Origin of the sequence: Hypericibacter terrae (assembly GCF_008728855.1) — a bacterium.
Classification (GTDB): domain Bacteria; phylum Pseudomonadota; class Alphaproteobacteria; order Dongiales; family Dongiaceae; genus Hypericibacter; species Hypericibacter terrae.
The window spans coordinates 1,977,664-1,999,108 of sequence record NZ_CP042906.1; the positions used below are offsets into that span (position 1 = coordinate 1,977,664).

General features: G+C 67.0%; 17 protein-coding genes. 10 read left to right on the forward strand and 7 right to left on the reverse strand.

Annotated features, from left to right (window positions below; translation table 11 throughout):
- The first annotated feature begins 144 nt into the window (after window positions 1-144).
- The 4 genes from FRZ44_RS09110 (at window position 145) to FRZ44_RS09125 (ending at window position 5,693) form a co-directional block, all read left to right on the forward strand.
- Window positions 145-1,503, forward strand: a complete 1,359-nt coding sequence (locus tag FRZ44_RS09110; protein WP_151176885.1) for an aspartate aminotransferase family protein — start codon at window positions 145-147, stop codon at window positions 1,501-1,503.
- Window positions 1,504-1,580: 77 nt separating this feature from the next.
- A complete protein-coding gene (locus tag FRZ44_RS09115) occupies window positions 1,581-3,926 on the forward strand; it encodes an FAD-dependent oxidoreductase (RefSeq protein WP_151176886.1) in 2,346 nt (781 codons plus the stop codon).
- Between the two features lie 72 nt (window positions 3,927-3,998).
- A complete protein-coding gene (locus FRZ44_RS09120) occupies window positions 3,999-4,394 on the forward strand; it encodes a RidA family protein (protein ID WP_151176887.1) in 396 nt (131 codons plus the stop codon).
- A 36-nt stretch (window positions 4,395-4,430) separates the two neighbouring features.
- Complete coding sequence (locus tag FRZ44_RS09125) at window positions 4,431-5,693, forward strand: aspartate aminotransferase family protein (protein ID WP_151176888.1); 1,263 nt, start codon at window positions 4,431-4,433, stop codon at window positions 5,691-5,693.
- Window positions 5,694-5,708: 15 nt separating this feature from the next.
- Here FRZ44_RS09125 and FRZ44_RS09130 read toward each other — a convergent pair whose 3' ends face one another.
- Together FRZ44_RS09130 and FRZ44_RS09135 are read right to left on the reverse strand one after the other, a co-directional pair.
- Entirely contained in the window at window positions 5,709-6,377 is a 669-nt protein-coding gene (locus FRZ44_RS09130; RefSeq protein WP_225308618.1) for an amino acid ABC transporter permease, read from the reverse strand.
- Between the two features lie 132 nt (window positions 6,378-6,509).
- Window positions 6,510-7,400 carry a substrate-binding periplasmic protein gene (locus tag FRZ44_RS09135; RefSeq protein WP_225308619.1) on the reverse strand — a complete coding sequence of 297 codons (891 nt, stop codon included), beginning with the start codon at window positions 7,398-7,400 and terminating at the stop codon, window positions 6,510-6,512.
- Between the two features lie 364 nt (window positions 7,401-7,764).
- On the opposite strand from FRZ44_RS09135, the gene FRZ44_RS09140 reads away from it, so the two are divergent.
- From FRZ44_RS09140 to FRZ44_RS09155, 4 genes are all read left to right on the forward strand, one after another.
- A complete protein-coding gene (locus FRZ44_RS09140) occupies window positions 7,765-8,469 on the forward strand; it encodes a GntR family transcriptional regulator (protein ID WP_151176890.1) in 705 nt (234 codons plus the stop codon).
- Window positions 8,470-8,522: 53 nt separating this feature from the next.
- Complete coding sequence (locus FRZ44_RS09145; protein ID WP_151176891.1) at window positions 8,523-9,278, forward strand: SDR family NAD(P)-dependent oxidoreductase; 756 nt, start codon at window positions 8,523-8,525, stop codon at window positions 9,276-9,278.
- 90 nt (window positions 9,279-9,368) lie between these two features.
- Window positions 9,369-11,387, forward strand: a complete 2,019-nt coding sequence (locus FRZ44_RS09150; protein ID WP_151176892.1) for a CocE/NonD family hydrolase — start codon at window positions 9,369-9,371, stop codon at window positions 11,385-11,387.
- Window positions 11,388-11,976: 589 nt separating this feature from the next.
- Window positions 11,977-12,636, forward strand: coding sequence for a DUF1062 domain-containing protein (locus FRZ44_RS09155; RefSeq protein ID WP_151176893.1), 660 nt, complete (start codon window positions 11,977-11,979; stop codon window positions 12,634-12,636).
- On the opposite strand, the gene ydiK is transcribed toward FRZ44_RS09155, so the two are convergent.
- Window positions 12,587-13,681 (reverse strand): AI-2E family transporter YdiK, encoded by a 1,095-nt coding sequence (gene ydiK / locus FRZ44_RS09160; protein WP_151176894.1) that lies wholly within the window; start codon window positions 13,679-13,681, stop codon window positions 12,587-12,589. The genes FRZ44_RS09155 and ydiK overlap by 50 nt on opposite strands.
- Window positions 13,682-13,846: 165 nt before the next feature.
- Between ydiK and FRZ44_RS09165 the strand changes: the two genes are divergently transcribed.
- Window positions 13,847-14,845, forward strand: coding sequence for a methyltransferase (locus FRZ44_RS09165; RefSeq protein ID WP_191908506.1), 999 nt, complete (start codon window positions 13,847-13,849; stop codon window positions 14,843-14,845).
- A gap of 16 nt (window positions 14,846-14,861) precedes the next feature.
- On the opposite strand, the gene FRZ44_RS09170 is transcribed toward FRZ44_RS09165, so the two are convergent.
- The 3 genes from FRZ44_RS09170 to FRZ44_RS09180 are packed head-to-tail and all read right to left on the reverse strand — an operon-like array spanning window position 14,862 to window position 19,035.
- On the reverse strand, window positions 14,862-16,394 hold the full coding sequence (locus tag FRZ44_RS09170) for a trimethylamine methyltransferase family protein (RefSeq protein ID WP_151176896.1): 1,533 nt from the start codon (window positions 16,392-16,394) through the stop codon (window positions 14,862-14,864).
- Window positions 16,395-16,408: 14 nt separating this feature from the next.
- Window positions 16,409-17,578 carry an NAD(P)/FAD-dependent oxidoreductase gene (locus FRZ44_RS09175; RefSeq protein ID WP_151176897.1) on the reverse strand — a complete coding sequence of 390 codons (1,170 nt, stop codon included), beginning with the start codon at window positions 17,576-17,578 and terminating at the stop codon, window positions 16,409-16,411.
- A complete protein-coding gene (locus FRZ44_RS09180) occupies window positions 17,575-19,035 on the reverse strand; it encodes an NAD(P)/FAD-dependent oxidoreductase (protein ID WP_191908507.1) in 1,461 nt (486 codons plus the stop codon). The genes FRZ44_RS09175 and FRZ44_RS09180 overlap by 4 nt, the downstream gene beginning before the upstream one ends.
- 221 nt (window positions 19,036-19,256) lie before the next feature.
- On the opposite strand from FRZ44_RS09180, the gene FRZ44_RS09185 reads away from it, so the two are divergent.
- Complete coding sequence (locus FRZ44_RS09185; RefSeq protein WP_151176899.1) at window positions 19,257-20,336, forward strand: DUF3616 domain-containing protein; 1,080 nt, start codon at window positions 19,257-19,259, stop codon at window positions 20,334-20,336.
- Window positions 20,337-20,349: 13 nt separating this feature from the next.
- On the opposite strand, the gene FRZ44_RS09190 is transcribed toward FRZ44_RS09185, so the two are convergent.
- The gene (locus FRZ44_RS09190; RefSeq protein ID WP_151176900.1) at window positions 20,350-21,366 is read right to left on the reverse strand and encodes a LacI family DNA-binding transcriptional regulator; all 1,017 of its coding nucleotides are present in this window, start codon (window positions 21,364-21,366) and stop codon (window positions 20,350-20,352) included.
- Between the last annotated feature and the right edge of the window lie 79 nt (window positions 21,367-21,445).

Sequence of the window (21,445 nt, forward strand, 5' to 3'; positions counted from 1 at the left end):
GGGCCCAGCCTTGACTCGCTCACGATACGGACCATAGCATCACATATTACGTGATCACAAGCGCGGGGAGGGCGCGGCGGTGGTTTCGGGGCCTTCGGGTTTCCGGCCCCGAGCCTGGCCCGGCGGCGCATAGCGGAGCTTTCCATGTCGGCCACGGGCCTCGCCTCTCGCAGCAGCAATCAGAACCTGACCTCCGCTCTCCGCGAGGCCGAAGACCGGTATATCCAGGCCAACCCCAGAAGCGCCGCGATCCATGGCGCGAGCCAGGCGGCGATGCCGGGCGGCAACACCCGCACCACGCTGCACTACTCGCCCTTTCCGGTCTGCATCCGCTCGGCCGAAGGCTCGCGGGTGACGGACGTCGACGGCCACAGCTATGTCGACTTCATCAACGAATATACCGCGGGCGTGCTCGGCCATTCCGATCCCGCGGTCAAGGCGGCCCTGACCCAGGCCATCGCCGACGGCCTCACGCTCGGCGGCCCCAGCATCTATGAGCATGAGCTGGCCGCGATCATCTCCTCGCGCTTCCGCTCGATGGAGCGCCTGCGCTTCTGCAACTCCGGCACCGAGGCCAATCTCCTGGCGCTGGCGACGGCTCGCCATGTGACGGGGCGGCCGGCCGTGCTGGTGTTCGACGGCGCCTATCACGGCAGCATGCTCTATTTCAGCCATGGCGCCTCGCCGCTCAACATGCCGATCCCGTTCTTCTCGACGCCCTATAACGACGCGGCGGCGGCGGTGAAGGCGATCGAGCGTCACGCGCATGAGCTGGCGGCCGTGATCGTCGAGCCGCTGCAGGGCGGGGCCGGGGCCATTCCCGGCGACCCGGCCTTCATGGCGGCCTTGCGCGACACGACGAGAAAGCACGGCATCGTCTTCATCATGGACGAGGTCATGACCTCGCGGCTCTCCCCCTCCGGCGTCCAGGGCCGGCTGGGGATCAAGCCCGACATGACCACGCTCGGCAAATATGTCGGCGGCGGCATGACCATCGGCGCCTTCGGCGGGCGCGCCGACATCATGGAGCGCTTCAACCCGACAGCGCCGAACGCGCTGCCGCATGGCGGCACCTTCAACAACAATGTGCTGGCCATGGCCGCGGGCCATGCCGCCTTCACCAAGGTTCTGACGCCCGAGGCCATCGATCGGATGAACGCGCGAGGCGACGAGCTGCGCCAGCGGATCAACGGCCTTGCCGCGGCGCGCGGGCTCGCCGTCCAGGCCACCGGCCTCGGCTCGATCTTCGGCATCCATTTTCACCGCGGCCCTATCCGCAACGGCCACGATCTCGACGAGGGCGAGCGCGGCCGCGAGCGCGAGATCAGCGATCTGAAGACGCTGTTCCAGCTCGACATGATGGCGCAGGGCCATTACATCAACCGGCGCATCCTCGGCAATCTGTCGCTGCAGACCAGCGCCGCCGATCTGACCGCGTTCCTCGCGGCGCTCGAGGAGTTCCTCGACAATCGCGCCGCGCTGATCCGGGCCACCGTCCCGTGACGGCGCAGCCGCAAACGCCCGGCGCGCGCCGTCCCGGCCCTCATCCCTTGCGCTAGCGACCCGGAGGTCATTTCGTCATGGCGGATCCACTGCCGAGCCACGCCCGTGTCGTCGTCATCGGCGCCGGCGTGGTCGGTTCCAGCGTCGCTTATCATCTGGCGGCGCAAGGCTGCAAGGATGTGGTCCTGCTGGAGCGCTCCAAGATCGGCAGCGGCACCAGCTGGCACGCGGCCGGCAATATGGAGACCTACCGCGCGGATCCGCTGATCGGCGACATGATCCGTTACGGCGTGGATTTCTATCCGCGCATCGAGGCCGAGACGGGCCAGGCCCTCGGCTGGCGGCGCTCGGGCCGGGTCATGTATACCTGCGACCCCGACCGCGTCGCCTATTTCAAAGGCCTTCCGGCGCTGGGCGAGGCGCGGGACGTCGAGATCGAATACCAGACCCCGCACCAGGTCCTCGAGAAGCTGCCGGTCATCACCGACAAGGGCATCCTGGCCGGCGCCTGGATCCCCAGCGACGGGCGCATCAACCCGACCGATCTCGCGACCGCGATGGCGCGCGGCGCCAAGATGCGCGGCGTCAAGATCGTCGAGGACACGCCCGTCACCGGCATGACGACCCGCAATGGCCGCATCGCCTCGGTCTCGACCGACAAGGGGGAGATCAAATGCGAGGCGATCGTGATCGCCTCGGGCCTCTGGTCGGCGCATCTGGGCGCCATGATCGGTGTCAGGATCCCGCTCCATGCGGTCCAGCATCACTACATCCTGACCAAGCCGATCGATATCGTGACCCGCGACTTGCCGCTCTTCATCTCCTATGACGAACTGATCTATGGCCGTGAGGATGTCGGTGGGCTGCTGGTCGGGTTCTTCGACAAGCATGCGATTCCGGTGGGCCCCGGCGACCTGCCGCGCGACTTCTCCTTCGGCCTCCTCGACAGCAACTGGAACCAGATCGAAGCCAACATGCAGATCGCGCTGGAACGCTTTCCGGTGCTGCACAACGCCGAGATCCGGACCCTGCTGAATGGGCCGGAGAGCTTCACGCCCGACATGCAGATGCTGCTGGGCGAAGCGCCCGCGGTGCGCGGCTGCTATCTCGCCTGCGGCATGAATTCCAGCGGCATCGCGCTCTCGGCCGCCGCCGGCAAGCTGACGGCCGAATGGATCCTCGAAGGCCGTCCCAGCATGGATGCCACCAAGCTCGACATCCGCCGCTTCGCCGACAGCCAGAGCATCACCCGCTTCGCCCGCGACCGCGCGAGCGAGGTGGTCACCCATATGTGCAAGTTCGCGGCGCCGGACCTGGATTTCACCCATGCGCGGGGCCTGCGCCGGTCGCCCCTGCATGCCGCCTTGGCATCGAAGGGCGCGCGGTTCGTCACGGTGCAGCAATGGGAGCGGCCGATCTGGTTCGCCGAGCACGGCACCGGCGATCTGGCCTCGGTCGGCGCCGAGATCACCGCGGCCACGAGCACGGTCGCGCTGTTCGACCGGTCGAGCGACGCGAAGTTCCTGGTCGAAGGCCCGCGTGCCGGCTCGCTGGTGGCGAAGCTGAGCGGGGCTGCCGGCGATCTGCCGGTCGGCGGCGTTCGTTTCGCGCCGATGCTCAATGCCAAGGGCGGGGTCGAGGTCCTGGCGGGCGTCGCGAGGCTGTCGGATCAGAGCTGGCTGCTGCTGAGCGAGCCCGAGCAGGCGACAAGGCTGCGCTCCTGGGCGGAATGGCACCGCCCGGTCGCCGGCGCCACGCTCACCGACGTCACCTCGGGCTGGGCCGCGGTTGCGCTCGCCGGGCCCAATTCGCACGCCCTGGTTCATGAGCTCGCCGCCCGCAAGGTCGATCTCGCCGGATCGGTCCAGCGCGTCGATCTCGGCTATGCGCCGGCGATGTCGGTGCCGTGGCTTCGCTCCTTCGGCGCCTATCTGCTGGTCCCCACGGAGTTCGCGGCCGATCTCCATGAGCGGCTGGTGGAGACGGGGAAGGGGCATGGCCTGCGCCATGCCGGGTCTCTGGCCGCGGCGGCATTGGCGACGCGCCATGGCGTGCCGCAGTTCGGCGCCGAGGCCAGCCCGCAGATCGCGGCCGTCGCCTCCGGTCTCGACCGCCTCCTCGATGTCGAGGGCAATCACGGCTTCATCGGCCGCACGGCGGTGATCCGCGATCGCAAGCGGCAGAAGGGCCGCGAGGTCCGGGCCTTCACCGCGGCGATCGCGGCGCCGTCGATCTTCAGCAGCGCGCCGGTGCTCCTGCGCAACCGCCTGGTCGGCTATGTCACCAGCGGTGCGGTCATCCCGACGCTGGGCAAGGCGATGCTGATGGGGTTGATCGACCGCAAGGCCGATCCGCTGTCTTGCCAGGTCCTGCTGCAGGGCGAGAAATATCCGCTCACGCCCTGGGACAGGACGGGACTGTGAGTATCTGACTCTCGGCGTCACGGGAGCGCTTCGGCTCCAGAGCTCGGCGCTCTTCATAACGAGGAGGAAACGATGTTCAAGCGCATACCCAACCAGCTGATCGGCGGCTTCAGCGACGCCGTCGTCGTCGATATGGGCGATTACTCGACCATCTATATCTCCGGCATGATCGGCCATGACGCCAGTGGCAAGATCACGGCCAAGGATTTCGAGGGCGAGACCAGGCAATGCTGGGACAATATCGCCCGCGGGCTCGAGCGCGCCGGCGCCGGCCTCAAGGATGTCGTCCGCATCACCGCCTATCTGACCGACCTCAACGATTACGCCGTCTATGCCAAGGCCAGGCGCACGCTGTTCGAGGGCAATCCGCCCGCGAGCGCCACGGTGCAGGTCGCGGGCCTGCTGCTCAATGCGCGCCTCGAGGTCGATGCCATCGCGATCGTGAAGAACGCCCGCGCCAAGAGCTGACGAGACTTCATTTTCATCGGGAGCAGGCCTGCCATCATGGCGCTCAACAGCATCGAAGAGACCTATCGCAGCCGCACGCCAAAATCGGCCGCCCTTCTGCAGCGCGCCAGCCAGTCGCTGCCGGGCGGCCTCACGCGGAATTTCGGCTATTTCCGGCCCTATCCCGTCGTGCAGCAGCGCGGCAGCGGGCCCTATCTCTGGGATGTCGACGGCAATCGCTATGTCGACCTGAACTATAACGGCCTGAGCCTGATCCATGGCCATGCCTACAAGCCGATCGCGCAGGCGCTGGCCAAGGCGACCGAGGATGGCTGGGCCTGGCTCGGCACCAACCTGCCGCAGATCGAGTTCGCCGAGACCTTATGCAAGCGCATCGCGATCTTCGACAAGGTGCTGTTCACGAACTCGGGCACCGAGGCCAGCATGCTGGCGGTCAAGATGGCGCGCGGCTTCACCAAGCGGCAACTGATCCTCAAGGCGCATGGCGGCTATCACGGGACCTATAGCGACCTCGAGGCGGGGCTGCACGGGCAGGGCGAGATCGCCGGCCATACGCTGCTGGCCGAGTTCAACAACGCGGCCGATTTCGAGCGGGTGCTGGCCCAGCATGGCTCGAAGATCGCGGCGGTGGTGCTGGAGCCGGTCATGTATACCGGCGTGGTGATGCCGGCTTTGCCGGGTTTCCTCAACCAGGTGCAGGCGGCGGCCCGCAAGGCGGGCGCGCTCTTCGTGCTCGACGATTGCCTGATGCTGCGCCTCGCGGTCGGCGGCTCGGCCGAGAAGTTCGGGCTCGAGCCCGACATCACCTTCCTCGGCAAGTTCGTCGGCGGCGGCATGCCGGTCGGCGCCGTCGGCGCGCGGCGCGAGATCATGGACCTGGCCGATCCCGCCAAGGCCGACGGGATCTATCACGGCGGCTCCTTCAACGGGAATGTGCTGGCGAGCGTTGCCGGCCGGATCGCCGTCGAGCATCTGACGGCCGAGCGCATCGCGCGCATGGATGCGCAGGCCGATCGCATCAGGCAGGCGCTGGAGGCCAAGGCCAAGGCGGTGGGTTTGTCGCTCTATGTGCTGTGCGAGGGCTCGGTGATGGGCCTCTATTTCTCGGCGACCAAGCCGAAGCCGGGCTCGGAGCTGCCCAATCCCGACCTCAGCGGCCGCTATCATCTCGCCTGCCTCAACAGGGGCGTGCAGATGGGGCCCGGCGGCATGGTCTCGATGTCGACCGCCATGACGGACGAGTCCACGGCCGAGGCGATCGCGGGGATGTGCGCGGCGCTGGAGGATGTGCGGCCCTGAGCGGGGCCGCCTTCGTCAGACCCGCAGATAGGCCGGCCGCAGCTTGACCTCGAGCCAGGTGATGGTGCGGGCGGCACCCAGACTCATGATGTAATAGATCAGTCCCACCAGCATGTAGGTGTCCATGCTGCGGAAGGTGGCCGAGATGATGTAGTTGCCGTGGCGCAGCAACTCCTCGACCGAGATGAAGGACACCAGCGCGCAGTCCTTCAGGAGCGAGATGAAATAGCCGCCGACCGTCGGCAGGGCGATCACGGCTGCCTGCGGCAGGATCACCTTGCGATAGATCTGCGTACGCTTCATACCGAGCGCCAGGCCCGCCTGCATCTGGCCGGTGTCGATCGCCAGGATCGCGGCGCGGAAGACCTCGCTCAAATAGGCGCCGAGATTGAAGCTCAGGCCGACCACGCCGGCCCAGAAGGCGGGTAGGCGAATGCCGACCTCGGGCAGGGTGAAATAGACGAACAGCAGGATCACGATCAGCGGCACGCCGCGGCAGATATTGACATAGACCCGCACGACGAACTTGAAGACCTTGCCGCCGGCGATGGCGCCGATGGCCGAGATCACGCCGATAGCGATGCCGAGGATCATGGAGCAGAAGGTGAGCTCGAGCGTGACCAGCGCGCCGCTGAGCAGGAAGGGCAGGTATTTCGGAACGAACTCGGTGATGAAATAGATCACGGGGGAAACACCCTTCTCGAAGACCGCGCGAGGCCGGATAAAGGACGGGCGCCGCGGCTGGGAGCCGCGACGCCCATCGATCCTACAACGCCACCTGTCCTGCAACGATTGTGACGTCATCCGCCGAGGCGGTTATTTCGTCATCATCGCTTCCTTGGAGAGCGATTCGTCCCAGACGCCATATTTGGTCAGGATCGCCTTGCGGGTCCCGTCCGCATCCATGGCGTCGAGCGCGTCGTTGAGCGCCTTGAGGAGGGCGGTGTCTTCCTTGCGCACGCCGGCGCCGTCGCCGCCATATTTGTAGGGCGCCTTGGCCTGGGCGTCCTGCCACTTGGCATCCGCCGCCAGACTATAGACGCCGCCGATGGTGCGCAGGTCGGGCGTCACCGCGAGCTGGCCGCCATAGCTGGTATTGTCCATGATCACCGCATCGACCTGACCGCTATGCAGGGCCAGGAAGCAGCCGGCGGGATCGTTGAAGGTCTTGATGTCCTTGCCGATGCCCTTCTCGACCAGGGTCTTGGCCTGAATCTCCTCGACGGTGCCGAGCGGCGCGGCCAGCGTCTTGCCGGCCAGATCCTCGGGCTTCTGGAACGGCGAATCCTGCTTCACCACGATCCGGTCGCTCTCGAAATAATAGGGGCGGGTAAACTCGATGCCCGCACCCTGGCGGCGTTCCTCGGTCACGGTCATGCCCGAGAAGATGATGTCCCAGCGCGCGGCCTTGAGGCCCGGGATCAGCGTCTCCCATTCGACCGAGACCAGTTCGACCTCGGCGACGCCGAGCTTCTTGATGATGTATTGCAGCATGTCCCATTCCATGCCCCCATAGGTGCCGTCCTCGTTCTTGAAGAGCCAGGGCCGCAATCCCATGACGCCGGTGCCGACAATCAGCTTGTTGCGCTTCTTGATCTCGTCGAGCGTGTCGGCGAAGGCGGACTTGGCGAGCATCCCCGTTGCCATGACGGCGGCGGTGGTCGCGAGGAAGGTCCGGCGGGTGAATTTCTGGAATTCGGCAGTCATGGTGGTTGCTCCCCTGTTGCGTGGCGGACCGCGCCCCGGGGAGTTCATCCCCTGCCGGCCGGCCTCCATTCTTGTTTGCCGGCCATGACCTTGGCCGGCGGAAGACGCAGATCCAGATGGCCGGTCTCTGATCGACACCGCCGGCTTGCCCCGGTCCCCTCGAAGGGGAACCCGGGGGCGGGCCCGCTCCCTGATCGGCGGACCCAGACATTAGTGATATGTGATCACTCAATTGGAGATATTATGGGTTGCCTGAAGGTCGAGTCAATCGAGACCTCGGGCGGGGCCGGCCGGAAGGGACTTGACCGGGCCCCGCAGCGCCCGGCACACAGGGCGGCAAGGTCCCATCGACGGATTCGCCATCATGAAGACTCTGGATGCCGATCTCGCGCCGGCCGGTTTTCCGGTCTCGAAGCTCGAGCGCGAGACGCTGCATGATCGCGCCTATCTCGAACTGAAGCGCGCGATCATGTCCGGCGCGATCCGGCCCGGCGCCACCATCACGATCCGCGCGATGGCCGCGGCCCTCGGCACCAGCCCGATGCCGGTGCGCGAAGCATTGCGCCGCCTGGTGGCGGAGCGGGCACTCGACATGCTGCCGACGCGCTCGGTCACGCTGCCGGTGATCACGCCGGACCGGTTCGACGAGATCTGCCGCATCCGGGTCACGCTCGAAGGGCTGGTCACGGAAGCGGCGGCGGCCCTGATCCGGCCCGAAGAGCTGCGGCAGATGCAGCAGGCCAACGCCGAGATGTGGCGGCTGAAGCGCCAGCAGACGGCGGTCTATCTTGCCAAGAACCAGGAGTTCCATTTCGTGCTGTATCAGGCGGCGCGCATGCCGACCGCGATGCAGATGATCGAATCCCTCTGGCTGCAGGCGGGGCCGCTGCTCAATCTCGCGCTCTCCGAATTCGGCCTCAGGGTCGGACAGGATCATCACCAGAGCCTGCTCGATGCGCTGGCCAGGCGCGACGGCAAGGCGGCCCGCCAGGCGATCCAGGACGACATCAGCGATGCAGCCATCGTCATTCGCAAATTCCTGGAGTCGCGCGACAACTCCGCGGCCTGAGGCCGCGACGCCGCGCGCCTCGGGATCGACGCCTCAGATTCGAAGGAACGAACATGCTTGAAGGACGTGTTGTCATCGTCACCGGTGCCGCCCGCGGCATCGGCCAGGCCTATGCGCAGCGTTTCGCCGCCATGGGCGCGAAGATCGTCGCCACCGACGTCAGCCCCTGCGACGAGACCCTGGCCGCGATCAAGGGCGCAGGCGGCGACGGCATCGCGCTCAAGGTCGACGTGGTCGATATGGCCTCGGTGAGCGCCATGGCCGAGAAGACGGTCGCGACCTATGGCAGGATCGACGGGCTGGTGAACAACGCGGCGCTCTATGGCGCCCTGCGCGGCGGCAAGTTCGACGCGATCGAGGAGAGCCAGTGGGATGCCGCCATGGCGGTGAACGTCAAGGGCATATGGAACTGCTGCAAGGCGGCGGTGGGGCCGATGCGCAAGGCCGGCGGCGGCAGCATCGTCAATATCGCGTCGCTCGCGGCCACCTACGGCATGCCCTACGCGCTCCATTACACGACTTCGAAGGCGGCCGTCATCGGTCTGACGCGGGGCCTCGCGCGCGAGCTCGGCCGCGACAATATCCGCGTCAACAGCGTGGCGCCGTCGGCGGTGATCACCGAGGGCACGCGCGAGTTCTTCGGCGCCAAGCATGACAAGGCGCTCGAGACCGTGCGCGACAATCAGAGCATCAAGCGCACGCTCGATCCCAGCGATCTGGTCGGCACCGTCGCCTGGCTGCTCTCCGACATGAGCGGGTTCGTGACCGGCCAGACCATCTCGGTCGATGGCGGCACGGTCTTCAGTTGAAACGGGACGCCCGATCCGCGACCCTCGCTCGCCCGACCCGCTTCTGCCGCCTCCCCAGAATATGAACTGGCGTTAATCAAAGGACGAGCCATGCGTATCGTGACTGAATTCCCCCGCAAGATCCGGATGCAGGACGACGTGGTCATTCCGCTCAAGGACGGCACCAAGCTGGCCGCCCGGATCTGGCTCCCGGTCGATGCCGAGCGCGATCCGGTTCCGGCGATCCTCGAATATCTGCCCTATCGCCGCCGCGACGGCACGGCCGAGCGCGATGCGCTGACCCATCCCTATACCGCCGGCCATGGCTATGCTTGCGTGCGCGTCGATATCCGCGGCACCGGCGACAGCGAAGGCGTGCTGCTGGGCGAGTATCTGAAGCAGGAGCAGGACGACGCGCTCGAGATCATCGACTGGATCGCGCGCCAGCCCTGGTGCAGCGGGTCGGTCGGCATGATCGGCATCTCCTGGGGCGGCTTCAACGGCCTCCAGGTCGCGGCGCGCCGTCCGCCGGCGCTCAAGGCAATCGTGACCATCGCCTCGACCGACGACCGCTATGCCGACGACATCCATTTCATGGGCGGCTGTCTCCTCGGCGACAAGCTTTCCTGGGGCTCCACCATCTTCTCGATCAATGCGGCACCGCCCGATCCCGAGATCGTGGGCGATCGCTGGCGCGACATGTGGCTGCAGCGGCTCGAAGGCGACGGACTCTATTTCATCGACTGGCTGAAGCATCAGCGCCGCGACGCGTTCTACAAGCATGGCTCGGTCTGCGAGGACTGGAACGCGATCCAGTGCGCCGTCTATGCGGTGGGCGGCTGGGCCGACGGCTATTCCAACACCATCTTCCGCATGCTCAAGAACCTGAAATGCCCGCGCAAAGGGCTGGTCGGCCCCTGGGCGCACCGCTATCCGCATTTCGGCCTGCCGGGCCCCGAGATCGGCTTCCTGCAGGAATGCCTGCGCTGGTGGGATCACTGGCTCAAGGGCAAGGAGACCGGCATCATGGACGAGCCGATGCTGCGCGCCTGGATGGAAGATCCGATCGCGCCGAGCCCGTCCTATGCGGAGAAGCCCGGCCATTGGGTCGCGGAGACCTCATGGCCGAGCCCGCGCATCAGGCCGCAGACCTGGTCGCTCATGCCCGGTCGCCTGACCGAAGGCGAGCAAGCCAAGGGCGAGGTGCTGAAGATCCGCTCGCCGCAGGCGACCGGGCTCGCCTCAGGCAACTGGTGTCCCTATGGCATCGGCAACGACATGTCGCTCGACCAACGCATGGAAGCCGGCGGCTCGCTCTTGTTCGACAGCGCACCCCTGGCGCAGGATCTCGAATTGCTGGGGGCGCCGGTCGTCAATCTCGAGATCGCAGCCGACCGCCCAAACGCGCTCGTCGCCTGCACTCTCTCCGAGATCATGCCGGACGGGGCCGTCGCCCGCATCAGCTACGGCGTGCTCAACCTGACCCATCGCGAGAGCCACGAGAATCCGACGCCGCTCGAGCCCGGTAAGTTCTATTCGGTCAGCATCCAGCTCAACGAGCTGGGGCACCGTTTCGCCGCCGGCAACAAGCTGCGCCTCGCCATTTCGTCCTCCTACTGGATCACGGTCTGGCCGTCGCCGGAGCCCGTCACGTTGAGCATCCGGACGGGCGCCAGCCGCATCGGCCTGCCGGTGCGCCCGAAGCGTGCCGAAGACGCGGCCCTGGCACCGTTTCCGCCCTCGGAAGGCTCGTCCAGGCTGCGCAAGACGATGCTGGAGGAGGGGGCCCCCCATCGCACCATCAGCACCGACGTGGCGACGGGCCGGACCCTCTATCAGCGGGTCGACGATACGGGCCTGTTCCGGGTCGACGATATCGACCTGACCATCCGCATCATGCGCGACCACAAATCAACGATCCTTCCCGACGATCCGACCTCGGCCAGGACCGTCACCCATTGGAAGCGCAGCTATGGCCGCGGGAAATGGCAGGTGTCGGCCGAGAGCTGGATCACCCTCACCAGCGACCGCGAGAACTTCAAGGTCACGGCGACGCTCGATGCGTTCGAAGGCGACCGGCGCATCTTCTCGAAGAACTGGGACGAGACCATCAAGCGCGATCTGGTTTAGGGGCGCATTTCTTTCCTCTCCCTCGCTCCTCGGGTGGAGAGGAAAGAAGGAAGAGGACTGCGAAGGGCAGGCGAGGTGAAGAAACCACTCCGTTGTCATCCCGGCGAAGGCCGGGATCCATGAACACAGGCCGTTCCTAATTTTGCGCGATGGGTGTTCATGTTGGGGTGGACGGCCCCCAACGGCATGACGAACGAGGGTGTTGCGCGCGGCCAGTATTCTCCCGTTGACGCCCCAGGATCATCTCCCTATCTTCCGCGCCCACGATCCAATCGCCGATGAGGACGACTTTGCCGTCGCGCTGACCGATCTCAGTGACTCCCCGTTGTCCGGGGTGAATCCGGCCGCAAGGCTTTAGGGATTCGTCCGGGCGCTGTCGTGCGGCAGGTGGGTGGGCTTGAGATCGGGAAGGCAGGATCCCCGGCTTCTTCGCCGCCCGCCGAACGTCTCTCGCGCTCGGCCCCCCTCGGCGAATTCTCCCACCGGCCGCTTCATCTCCTCCACCGCCTGACCGTCGGTCCGCCAGCATGCGGATCTATCTCCAGCATCCCGGCCTGCAGCACTTCCCGATCGGAAGGCTGTTATCGGTATGCAATCCCTCTTGCAGGTCCAGTGGCGGGTGACGCCGCTGAAGACTCCCCGCCCGTGGCTCCATTGCCCGCGCTGCGACGCCCGGACGCCCTTCGTCAGCAGCGGCAAGTTCCGGGTCAACGCCCAGAAGAAGCGCCTCGATGCCTGGCTGGTCTATCGCTGCGCCCGGTGCGAGCAGAGCTGGAACTTTCCGCTGCTGGAGCGTTGCCCGGTCAATGGCATCGAGCCCGCCACACTGCGCGCGCTGACGGAGAACGATGCGGCGCTCGCCTGGCATCATGCCTTCGACCTGACGCGGCTGGGCCGGCACAGCAGCCAGATCGAGAGTTTCGCGGAACTCTCGGTCGAGAAGCAGTTGCTGTCGCCGCGCGATGGCGTCGCGACGCATGCCGAGATCGCGATCGCCGCGCCCTACGATTGCGGAGTGCGGCTCGACAAGCTTCTCGCAAGCGAGTTCGGCCTGTCTCGAAGCGCGATCGAGCGGCTGGCCGACGCGAAGGCGTTGATCGTTCTGCCGGCGAGCCGTCGCACGCTGAAGCAGGGGGCCCGCGATGGGCAGAAGATCACGCTGGATTTGGGGGCACCTGCTTTCGCCGAGCCCTCGATGCTCACGAGACTTTGGGCTGCTCCTTCGACACCGGAGGCACCTCGGCCGTGACATCCTCGTCCATCCAGGCCTGCAGCAGCGTGTAGCCGACGGCGAGCACCGTCGGGCCGATGAAGATCCCGATCAGGCCGAAGGCGATCAGCCCGCCGATCACGCCGGTGAGGACGAGGAGCAGCGGCAGATCGGCCCCCATCTTGATGAGGATCGGGCGCAGCACGTTGTCGAGGCTGATGGCGAGGACGCTGAACACCAGCAGCACCGTGGCCCAGCTGTAGTCGCCGCCGGCATACATCCAGATCACGGCAGGTGCCAACACGAGCGTGGGGCCGATCTGCGCGATGCACATCATGAACATGAGGGCGGTGAGCACGGCCGCGAAGGGAACGCCGGCGACCGCCAGACCGATGCCGCCGATGGCGGCCTGCACCAGCGCCGTCACCACCACGCCCAACGCCACGCCCCGGATGGCCTGCGCAGCGAGCCTGACCGACTGGGCGCCGCGCTCTCCAGCCAGGCGATGGCCGAAGCGCAACACCGCGGCGGCAGCGCGTTCGCCCCGCGCATACATGACGGCCGAGATCGCGACCGTGAGCAGGAATTGAATCAAGACCATGCCGAAGCTGCCGACCGCGCCGATGAACCACTGCGTGACCATGGCGGCGTAGGGCCTGACCCGCTGCAGCACGTCCTGAAGGCCGATGTCGGCGATCTTCTGCCAGGCTTCTACCGCCCGCGGGCCGATGAAGGGAAGATCGCCGAGCCAGGCCGGGGGCGGCGGCATGGTCATGGTCGCAACGGACTCCGCCCAGGCGAGGATCCGGTCGGAGTTTTTGACGATCGTCCCGATCGCGAGCCAGAACGGCACGACGAAGACGAGCAGCAGGGCGAGCGTCATGATGATGACCGCCAGCGCGCGGCTGTTCCAGAGCCGGGCCTGGACCTGGTGCATGATCGGCCAGGTCGCGATAACCAGTGTCGTCGCCCAGACGACCGCCGGCAGGAAGGGCCCGAGGATCCAGAGCGAAACCCCGATCAGGGCGGCAATGAAGAGGATGGCCAGCGTAATCCGGGTCAGATCATGCCTGACATCTGCCATCGTCGTTCCCCGAACCTCCCACCCGGTCGCGGCGACCTGGGTGCCCGGGGGCATGATACCGGCGATCGGCATCGAAGGCTTGCAGGATTCGACGTTCGAGCGGAGTCTGGTGGCCGGCGGGGGGCCGCGCCGGCCTGGGCCGACCCCGAACATGGAGCGAGCATCGTGACCGATCCGATGGCGCCAGAGACGATCCAGCGGCTGCAGGCCGGTATTCCTACGGCCCTGGCCATGCTCGCCGGCATGCAACTCGAGGTTTTCACCCATCTGGCGGCGGGGCCTCGGCGTTCCACCGAACTGGCGGCGTCATTGGGCGTCGACGAGGAGCGGCTGTCGCGCCTGCTCTATGCCCTGGTGATTGCCGAGCTGCTGGAGTATCGCGACGACGGCTTCGCCAACCGCCCGGAAGCGGCCCGGTTCCTGGTCAAGGGGCAGCCGGGCTATATCGGCGGCATGCATGAGCTGTTGAGCCAGCTCTGGCATGCCGACATGCTGACGGCGAAATCGATCCGATCCGGGCACCCCGCGGCGCTGCATGACTATGCGGCCGTCTCCGATGAAGAGATGGCGGCGATGCTGCGCGGCATGCATCCGAGTGCCGTCAGCGCCGCGCAGGATTTCATGCGGCATTTCGATTTCTCGCAATGCCGGTCGGTGGTCGACATCGGGGGCGGCTCGGGCGGGCTGGTGGCGACCTTGTGCGCGGCGCATCCGGGATTGCAGGGCACGCTCTTCGATCTGCCGCGCACGGCGTCTCTGGCGGCTCCGATCCTCAAAGAGACGCCCGGCGGCGACCGCGTCTCGATCGAGCACGGAGACATCGTCCGGGCCTCGCCGCGGGGCGAGCATGATGCGGTCGTCTTGCGCGCCCTGGTGCAAGTCCTGTCGCGGGATGCTGCGGCTCGCGCCATCGCCAACGCCGCCAGGGCGCTGCGAGCCGGCGGAACGATCTATATCGCCGGCGGTGGCATTCTCGACGACGACCGGCTGGCGCCGCGGGCGGCGGTCTTCCTGAATGTGACCTTCATGAATCTCTACCCCGCTGGCGCGTCTTATACGGAATCCCAGCATCGGGAATGGTTGGCCGCGGCGGGATGCGGCCCGCTGCGCCGGGTCACCTTGCCCAGCGGAGGCGGCATCATCGCCGCCAGGAAGCTCGGCTGACCGGCAAGTCGGCCTCTTACTCCAATCCCTTCTTGCCGATCTCTTCCTTCCGCCGGCTCACATAGGCCTGCAGCGCCTCGCGGCGGTCCGGAGCCAAAGGCGGCGGCTGGTAGCTTGCCAGCAGCGACTTCCAGATCTTGAGTGCGCGCTGGGTGGCGTCGAGGCCGCCGGCCTCGCGCCAATTCTCGTAGCTGCGCCAGTCGGAGAGGAGCGGCTGATAGAAGGCCGTTTCGAACCTCTCCATCGTATGGGCCGCGCCGAAGAAATGGCCGCCTACACCCACCTCGACCTGCGCGGAGAAGGCGATCTGGTCCTCGTCCACGACCACGGGCCGCAGGAACTCGCCCATCATCTGCAGCATCTCGGCGTCGAGCACCATCTTTTCGAAAGAAGCGCAGAGACCGCCCTCCATCCAGCCGGCGGCGTGATGGATGAGATTGGCGCCGCCCATGATCGCCGACCAGATCGACATCTGGCTCTCATAGGCCGCCTGCGCGTCGACCGTGTTGGAGGCGTTCACGTTCGAGGTGCGGTAGGGCAGGTTGTAGCGCCGCGCCATCTGGCCGCCGGCCAGGACCGCGCGCGCATATTCGGGCGTGCCGAAGGCGGGCGCGCCCGATTTCATATCGACATTCGAGGTGAAGCCCCCATAGAGCACGGGCGCGCCGGCCTGTACCATCTGGTGGAAGGCGATGCCGCCCAGGGCCTCGGCGTTCTGCTGCACCAGGGCGCCTGCGAAGGTGACCGGGCTCATGGCGCCCTGGAGCGTGAAGGGCGTCACGATCGCAGGCTGGCGCGAGCGGGCGAGCTGCATCAGGCCCGCGGCCATTTCCTTGTCCACCCGGCGCGGCGAGTTGATGTTCACCACCGACATGATGCCGGGCTCGGCCGCCAGCGCGTCGGGCTCCTGCCCGCGTGCGATCGCCACCATCGCGACGGCATCGGCCAGCCGGGTCCGCCCGATGGCGCGGCCGAAGAAGGGCCGATCGGTCAGGGTGAGGAAGGCGAAGAGCGTGTCGAGATGGCGCGAATCCGCCGGCAAATCCATTGCCTCGACCGGCGTGCCGCCACAGCAATGGAGCACGTTCAGCGACTGCTCGAGGCGGATCAGGTCGCACTGGTCCTGATAGGTGCCGGGACGCCGGCCCCGTTCCAGGTCGGAGCAGTTGGGCGGGCCGCCGACACCGCAGAACATGATCTCGCCCTCGCCGACGCCGACGCGCCGTTCTGGGTTCCAGCTATAAATCTCGGCTTTGGACGGGGCGAGCCCAACGAAATGCTCCACCACCTCGCGCGGATACCGGACCATGCCGCTGTCGAAATCCACCTTGCAGCCGTTGCGTTCCAGGATTTCCAGCGCCTCGCGGTTCTGGAACTCCATGCCCAGGTCCCAGAGCAGCCGCAGGCTCGCGGCATGGATCCGCTCGATCTGGTCCTGATCGAGGATCTCGACGGGGCGCATGCGATTGACGATCCGCCGCCAGGAGAGCTGGTGCGGATGGCCCGTGCGCCGCTCGCGCATGCGCCGGTCGCGTCCGGATTCGGTCACGCGGGTTTATCCTTTCAAGCCTGTGCCGGCGCGCTCGTCGGCGCGTCGGCCTGGATCCAGCCCCGGTCGCGGCGCCAGTCCGGATCGAGATTGGCGAAACGATCGAGGCGGCAGGAGGTGAGGTCGGCGAAGTCGCAGTGGCCGCGCAACACCAGCTCGGCGATGGCGCGGCCGCTTGCCGGCGAGAGTCCGAAGCCGATGCTCGACATGGTCGCGACCACCGCATTGGGATAGGTCTTGAGCCGATCCAGGATCGGCCGTCCGTCGGGCGTGTTTTCGACGATGCCGGCCCAGCTGCGGATCATGCGGACATGCGCCGCCTTGGGGAAGAGCTCGAGCAGGCGCCCGGCCAGATTGCGCGTCAAGGGTGTCGTCGCGGCGCGGGCGCCCGGCGGCGCCTCCTCGAGCCATTCATGCGGCCCGCCGCCGAAGACGAGATTGCCGCGCAGGGTCTGGCGGCCATAGAGCGCGTTGCCGTCGGTGCCGCCATGCTTCATCAGCGGCAGCGGCTCGGTCACGATCATCTCGGCGCGCGCCGGCGCCACCGGGACCTCGGCGCCGAGCTGGGCCGCGATTTGGCCGAGTTGCGGTCCGGCCGCGATGACGAGATTGTCGCAGCCGAATTCGCCGCGGTCGGTCGCCACACCGGTGACACGTCCGCCGCGGGTGAGAAACCCGGTCACGGCGCAATGCTGCAGGATGCGGCCGCCCCGATCCTGCAAGGCCCAGGCATAGGCCTGCACCGTGCGCTGAGGATTGGCGTGGCCGCCATAATGATAGAAGGCGCCGCCGATGACATTGTCGCCCGCGAGCGGCACCAGCTCGCGCACCTGGTCGGGAGTCAGCACATCGGCCTTGAAGCCCTGGCGCGCGGCAATCGCCATCTGACGTTTGAACATCGCCATGTTCTCTTCGGTCAGGCCGATGCGCACGCGGTAGGGCTGGAACTCGGTGGGATAGCCGAGCAACTCGTCCATCTGCGGCCAGAGCCGCTGCTCTTCGAGGAACAGGGGGCTGAAGGAATGGCTGGCGCCGCCGCCATTGCGGCCCGAGGCCTCCCAGCCGACGATGCCCTTCTCCAGCACCAGCACCTCGGCGCCCAGGCGCGCGAGCCACCAGCCGGCGCTCAGGCCCGTCACGCCACCGCCGACGATCACCACCTGGGCACCCTTCATGGCGGTCATCGCTCGATCGTCCAATAAGGATCGAACTGGCCGTCGATGCCGAACCAGACATCCCAGCCCGAGCGCATGCCGGGATGCTCATGGCCGTCCCGCAGCACCGAGAGCGGCAGCGGACGCAAGGGCGCGCGGTAGCTCGGCAGCGGCACCGCTTCCGGCGCGATGCCGCCGGCCAGCGCCAGCAGCGCCGTCACCTGCTCGCGGCAGCGCCGACCCTGGCAGGTACCCATGCCGGCGCGGGTCAATCGCTTGATCTGGTCCTGGTTGACCGGGCCGTCCGCCAGCAAGGTCTGCAGGTTCCGCGCGCGAAGGCCGGCGCTGTCGCGGTCGAGATAGCGCGGCGGCCGAACCTCGAGCAGATCGCGCCGCGTGACCTCCTCGCATTGGCAAACGGCCACGTCGAGGCCGCCGACCGCGAGCGCTGCCCTGGTCCAGGTCTGCAGCCTTTGCGGGCCGTCCTCGTCCGAGGCGATGCCGGCGCAATCGCCGATCGCGAACACGCCCTGGAGCGATGTTTTTCCGTCAGGAGTGAGCAGCGGCACATGACCGCCCTGGTTGGCGCGATAGGTCAGCTTGCAACCGAGCTGGTCGAGCAGCTCGATATTGGGCACGGCACCCAGGGCGAGGCAGATCGTGTCGCAGTCGATTGTGCGTTCGCTGCCGGCGATCGGCGCGAGCGCATCATCGAGGGCCACGACATGCGCGCGCCCGATGCCGGCGGCGCTGCCTTCGGCCCGAGCGATCGTCGAGGCGGCATGGAGTGCGATGCCAGCCGTCTCTGCCGCCTCGATCATGTCCTTCGGCGCCGAGAAAGCGGGCGCGGCTTCGACGATCGCGGCAACGTCGAATCCTTCACGCCTCGCATCGAGGGCGGTCCCGAAGCCGAGCCGGCCGCCGCCCAGCACCAGGATCCGGCGGCCGGCGAAGGCGTGGTAACGATGGATCAGCGCATGAAGGGCCGCGGCACCCATGACACCGGGCAGCTCCCAGCCGGGGAAGGCGAAACCGAGATCGCGACGGCCGGCGGCCACGATGAGCTTGTCGAAGCTCATCAGCCAGGACCGGTTGAGGTCCGCGAGCGCGATCACCGGCTTCGGCAGGCCGTGCGCGGTCGGACCGTTGACGAAGCCGGCCCAGGCGGTGACGCCGAGCCGCACATCGACTCCGGCCTCGAAAGCCTCGTCGAGGCGCGACCGCGACCTGGCGATCTGGTCGAGCGCGCGGCCCTGGTTCTGCACCGAGCCATTGGCGCGCTGGCCGAAATGGAACGGGACGTCGAGGCCGAAGAGGGAAGGGTCGAGCGGATGCTCGTCGATCAGGACGGTCCGCGTGCCGGATCTTGCTGCATCGATCGCCGCAGCCATGCCGGTGTCGCCGGCGCCGATCACCAGAACGGCCGCATGCTCGGCGATCTCGGGGGTCTTGCCGCCGACGGAATAGGGATCGATGAAGGCGCTCATGAGGCGGGCTCGGAACTCTGCGCGAGACGGCGATCCCGGCAGGGAGGGACAGCGGCCGGGACCCGGATCGATCGGGGCGGCGAGATGGCGGAAGCCCTTCGCCAACGGGCAAGGTAACGGTGCGCCAGGCCAGGCGCAACGCATTCAAACTCCGGAAAATTCCGGCCGTTTCAAGTCTGTCCGGCAGGGTTTGTGATGACTAGCCCAGAGCCGACGATTTCATGTCATGGTTCGCCGAAACTCCAAGCCGCCTCGAGGCCCGCATGAAGCTCTCCACCGTTCCCCTCGACTATGGTTCTCTCGGCGCCGCCGCGGCCCATCGCCAGCAGCATCTCATCACCAACATATCGACCGTGGCCCAGGCTGGCGCGCATCTCTGGCTCGCCTCGGACGAGGGCTTCTCGGTCGAGCGGCTTTCCTGGGACGGGCGCCGCTACGGCAAGGCCGCGAGCTATGACCTCTCCTTCTATTTCCCGCTGCCGAAGGGCGACAAGGAGATCGATATCGAGGCCCTGTCGATCGATCGCGATCGGCTCTGGATCGCGGGCTCCCATAGCCTCGTGCGTCCGAAACCCGATCCCGACGCGCTCTCGCAGGATTTCCTGAAGGACCTGGCCATCATCGCGCGACGGCCTCGGCGCTACCTGATCGGCCGGCTCGCGCTTTCGGATGGCGGCGGCAAGATTCTCTCACCGCCGGATGGGAGGGCTCCTTGTCTCCCATTCGAGAAAGCCGGCAACAGCCTGACGCATGCGCTCGGCACCGATCGCCATCTCTCATCCTTCATGGGGCTGCCCGACAAGGAGAACGGCCTCGATATCGAAGGATTGGCTGCCAAGGGCGACGCGCTGTTTCTCGGCCTGCGCGGCCCGGTCATCCGCGGCCACGCGGTGATTCTCCAAATCGCGCTGGAGGATGCGAAAAGCGGATTGAAGCTTGCCTGCATCGGTGCCCGCCGCGCTCCTTACCGGAAGTTCTTTCTCGATCTGGGCGGGCTGGGAATCCGCGATCTCACGATGGAGAGCGAGGATCTGATCATCATCGCCGGCCCGACAATGGGATTGACGGGACCGTGGGCGGTATGGCGCTGGAAGAAAGCGCTGGGCGCGCGCCGCGAAGGGCTGGTCGACAGCGATGCGCTCAAGCTGGTGTCCGGTCTGGACTTCGCCGGCCCCGAGCGACCCGAAGGCATCACCCGGTTCCTGCATCCGGACGGGCGCCGGGGATGGCTGGTGGTCTATGACGGGCCCGCCAAATCGCGCGTAAAGAAGGGCATCTATCGCGCCGACTTCTTCAGCTAGGCCGGCAGCGGCCTCAGATCTCCGGAATATTCTCGCGGAAGATCGCCTGGATGCGCACGGGGACCGCGCGCTGGCTGTCGTCGTTGCGGGCGGCGCGGATGAGGCGGTCGACCGCCTCGCGTGCCTCGACCCGGGGGTTCTGATCGATCACCGCATCCATGATGCCGGAGAGGAGGAAGCGGCGGGTATATTCGGTCAGCTCATGGCCGATGAACACGACCTGGCGCGCGCGCCCCGATTCCTCGAGCGCCTGAGCGATGCCGCGATTGCCGGCGCCGATATTGTAGATGCCGCCGAGATCCGTATAGGTGCGCAGCAGGGTCCGCGCCTCCTGATAGGCGCGCTGGGAATCGTCGCGGATCTCGCGCAACTCGACGATGGTGAGGGCCGGGAAGGCCTCGGCCAGCATATGACGAAAGCCCATCTCGCGCTCTTCATGGCCGCGATAGCTGAGCGACCCCGCAAACAGCGCGACCTTGCCGCGGCCTGCCCCCATGAAGCGTCCGAGCAGATGGCCGGCGAGGCGGCCCGCGGCGCGATTGTCGACGCCGACATAGCCGACGCGCGGCACGTTCGAGATGTCCGAGACCAGCGTCAGGACCGGCACGCCCTCGACCGACAGATTGCGGATCGCCTCGCGCACGGTCGGATGATCGAGCGCGATGACGCCGACGCCATGGGTCTGGCCGCGGATCGCGTGCAGACGCGCCGCCAGCGCATCGGGATTGAAGCCCTCGATCAGATGGACGCGGATATGCGCATCCTTCTGTCGTTGCGCCGCCATCTCCTCGAGATGGCCGGCCAGCATCGTCATGAAGGTGTTGGAGCCGCCGGGCAGGACGAAGTCGAGCTCGATCTCGCTCTGCGGGTCGAGCAGGGTGCCGCCTTCCAGATAGCCCAGCCGTTCCGCGGCCGTGAGCACGCGGTCGCGGGTGCGCAACTTCACCCCCTCGCGCTTGTTCAGCACGCGGTCGACCGTCGCCGTGGAGACGCCGGCTTCGCGCGCGATATCGGCAATCGTGGTTCGCATGCCGCTCTTTCGATCCTTCGGTTCGTTCAGCGCCGGCTTGCCGGGTTCATCCTATCACCCTGCAGATCGGCTCGATTCT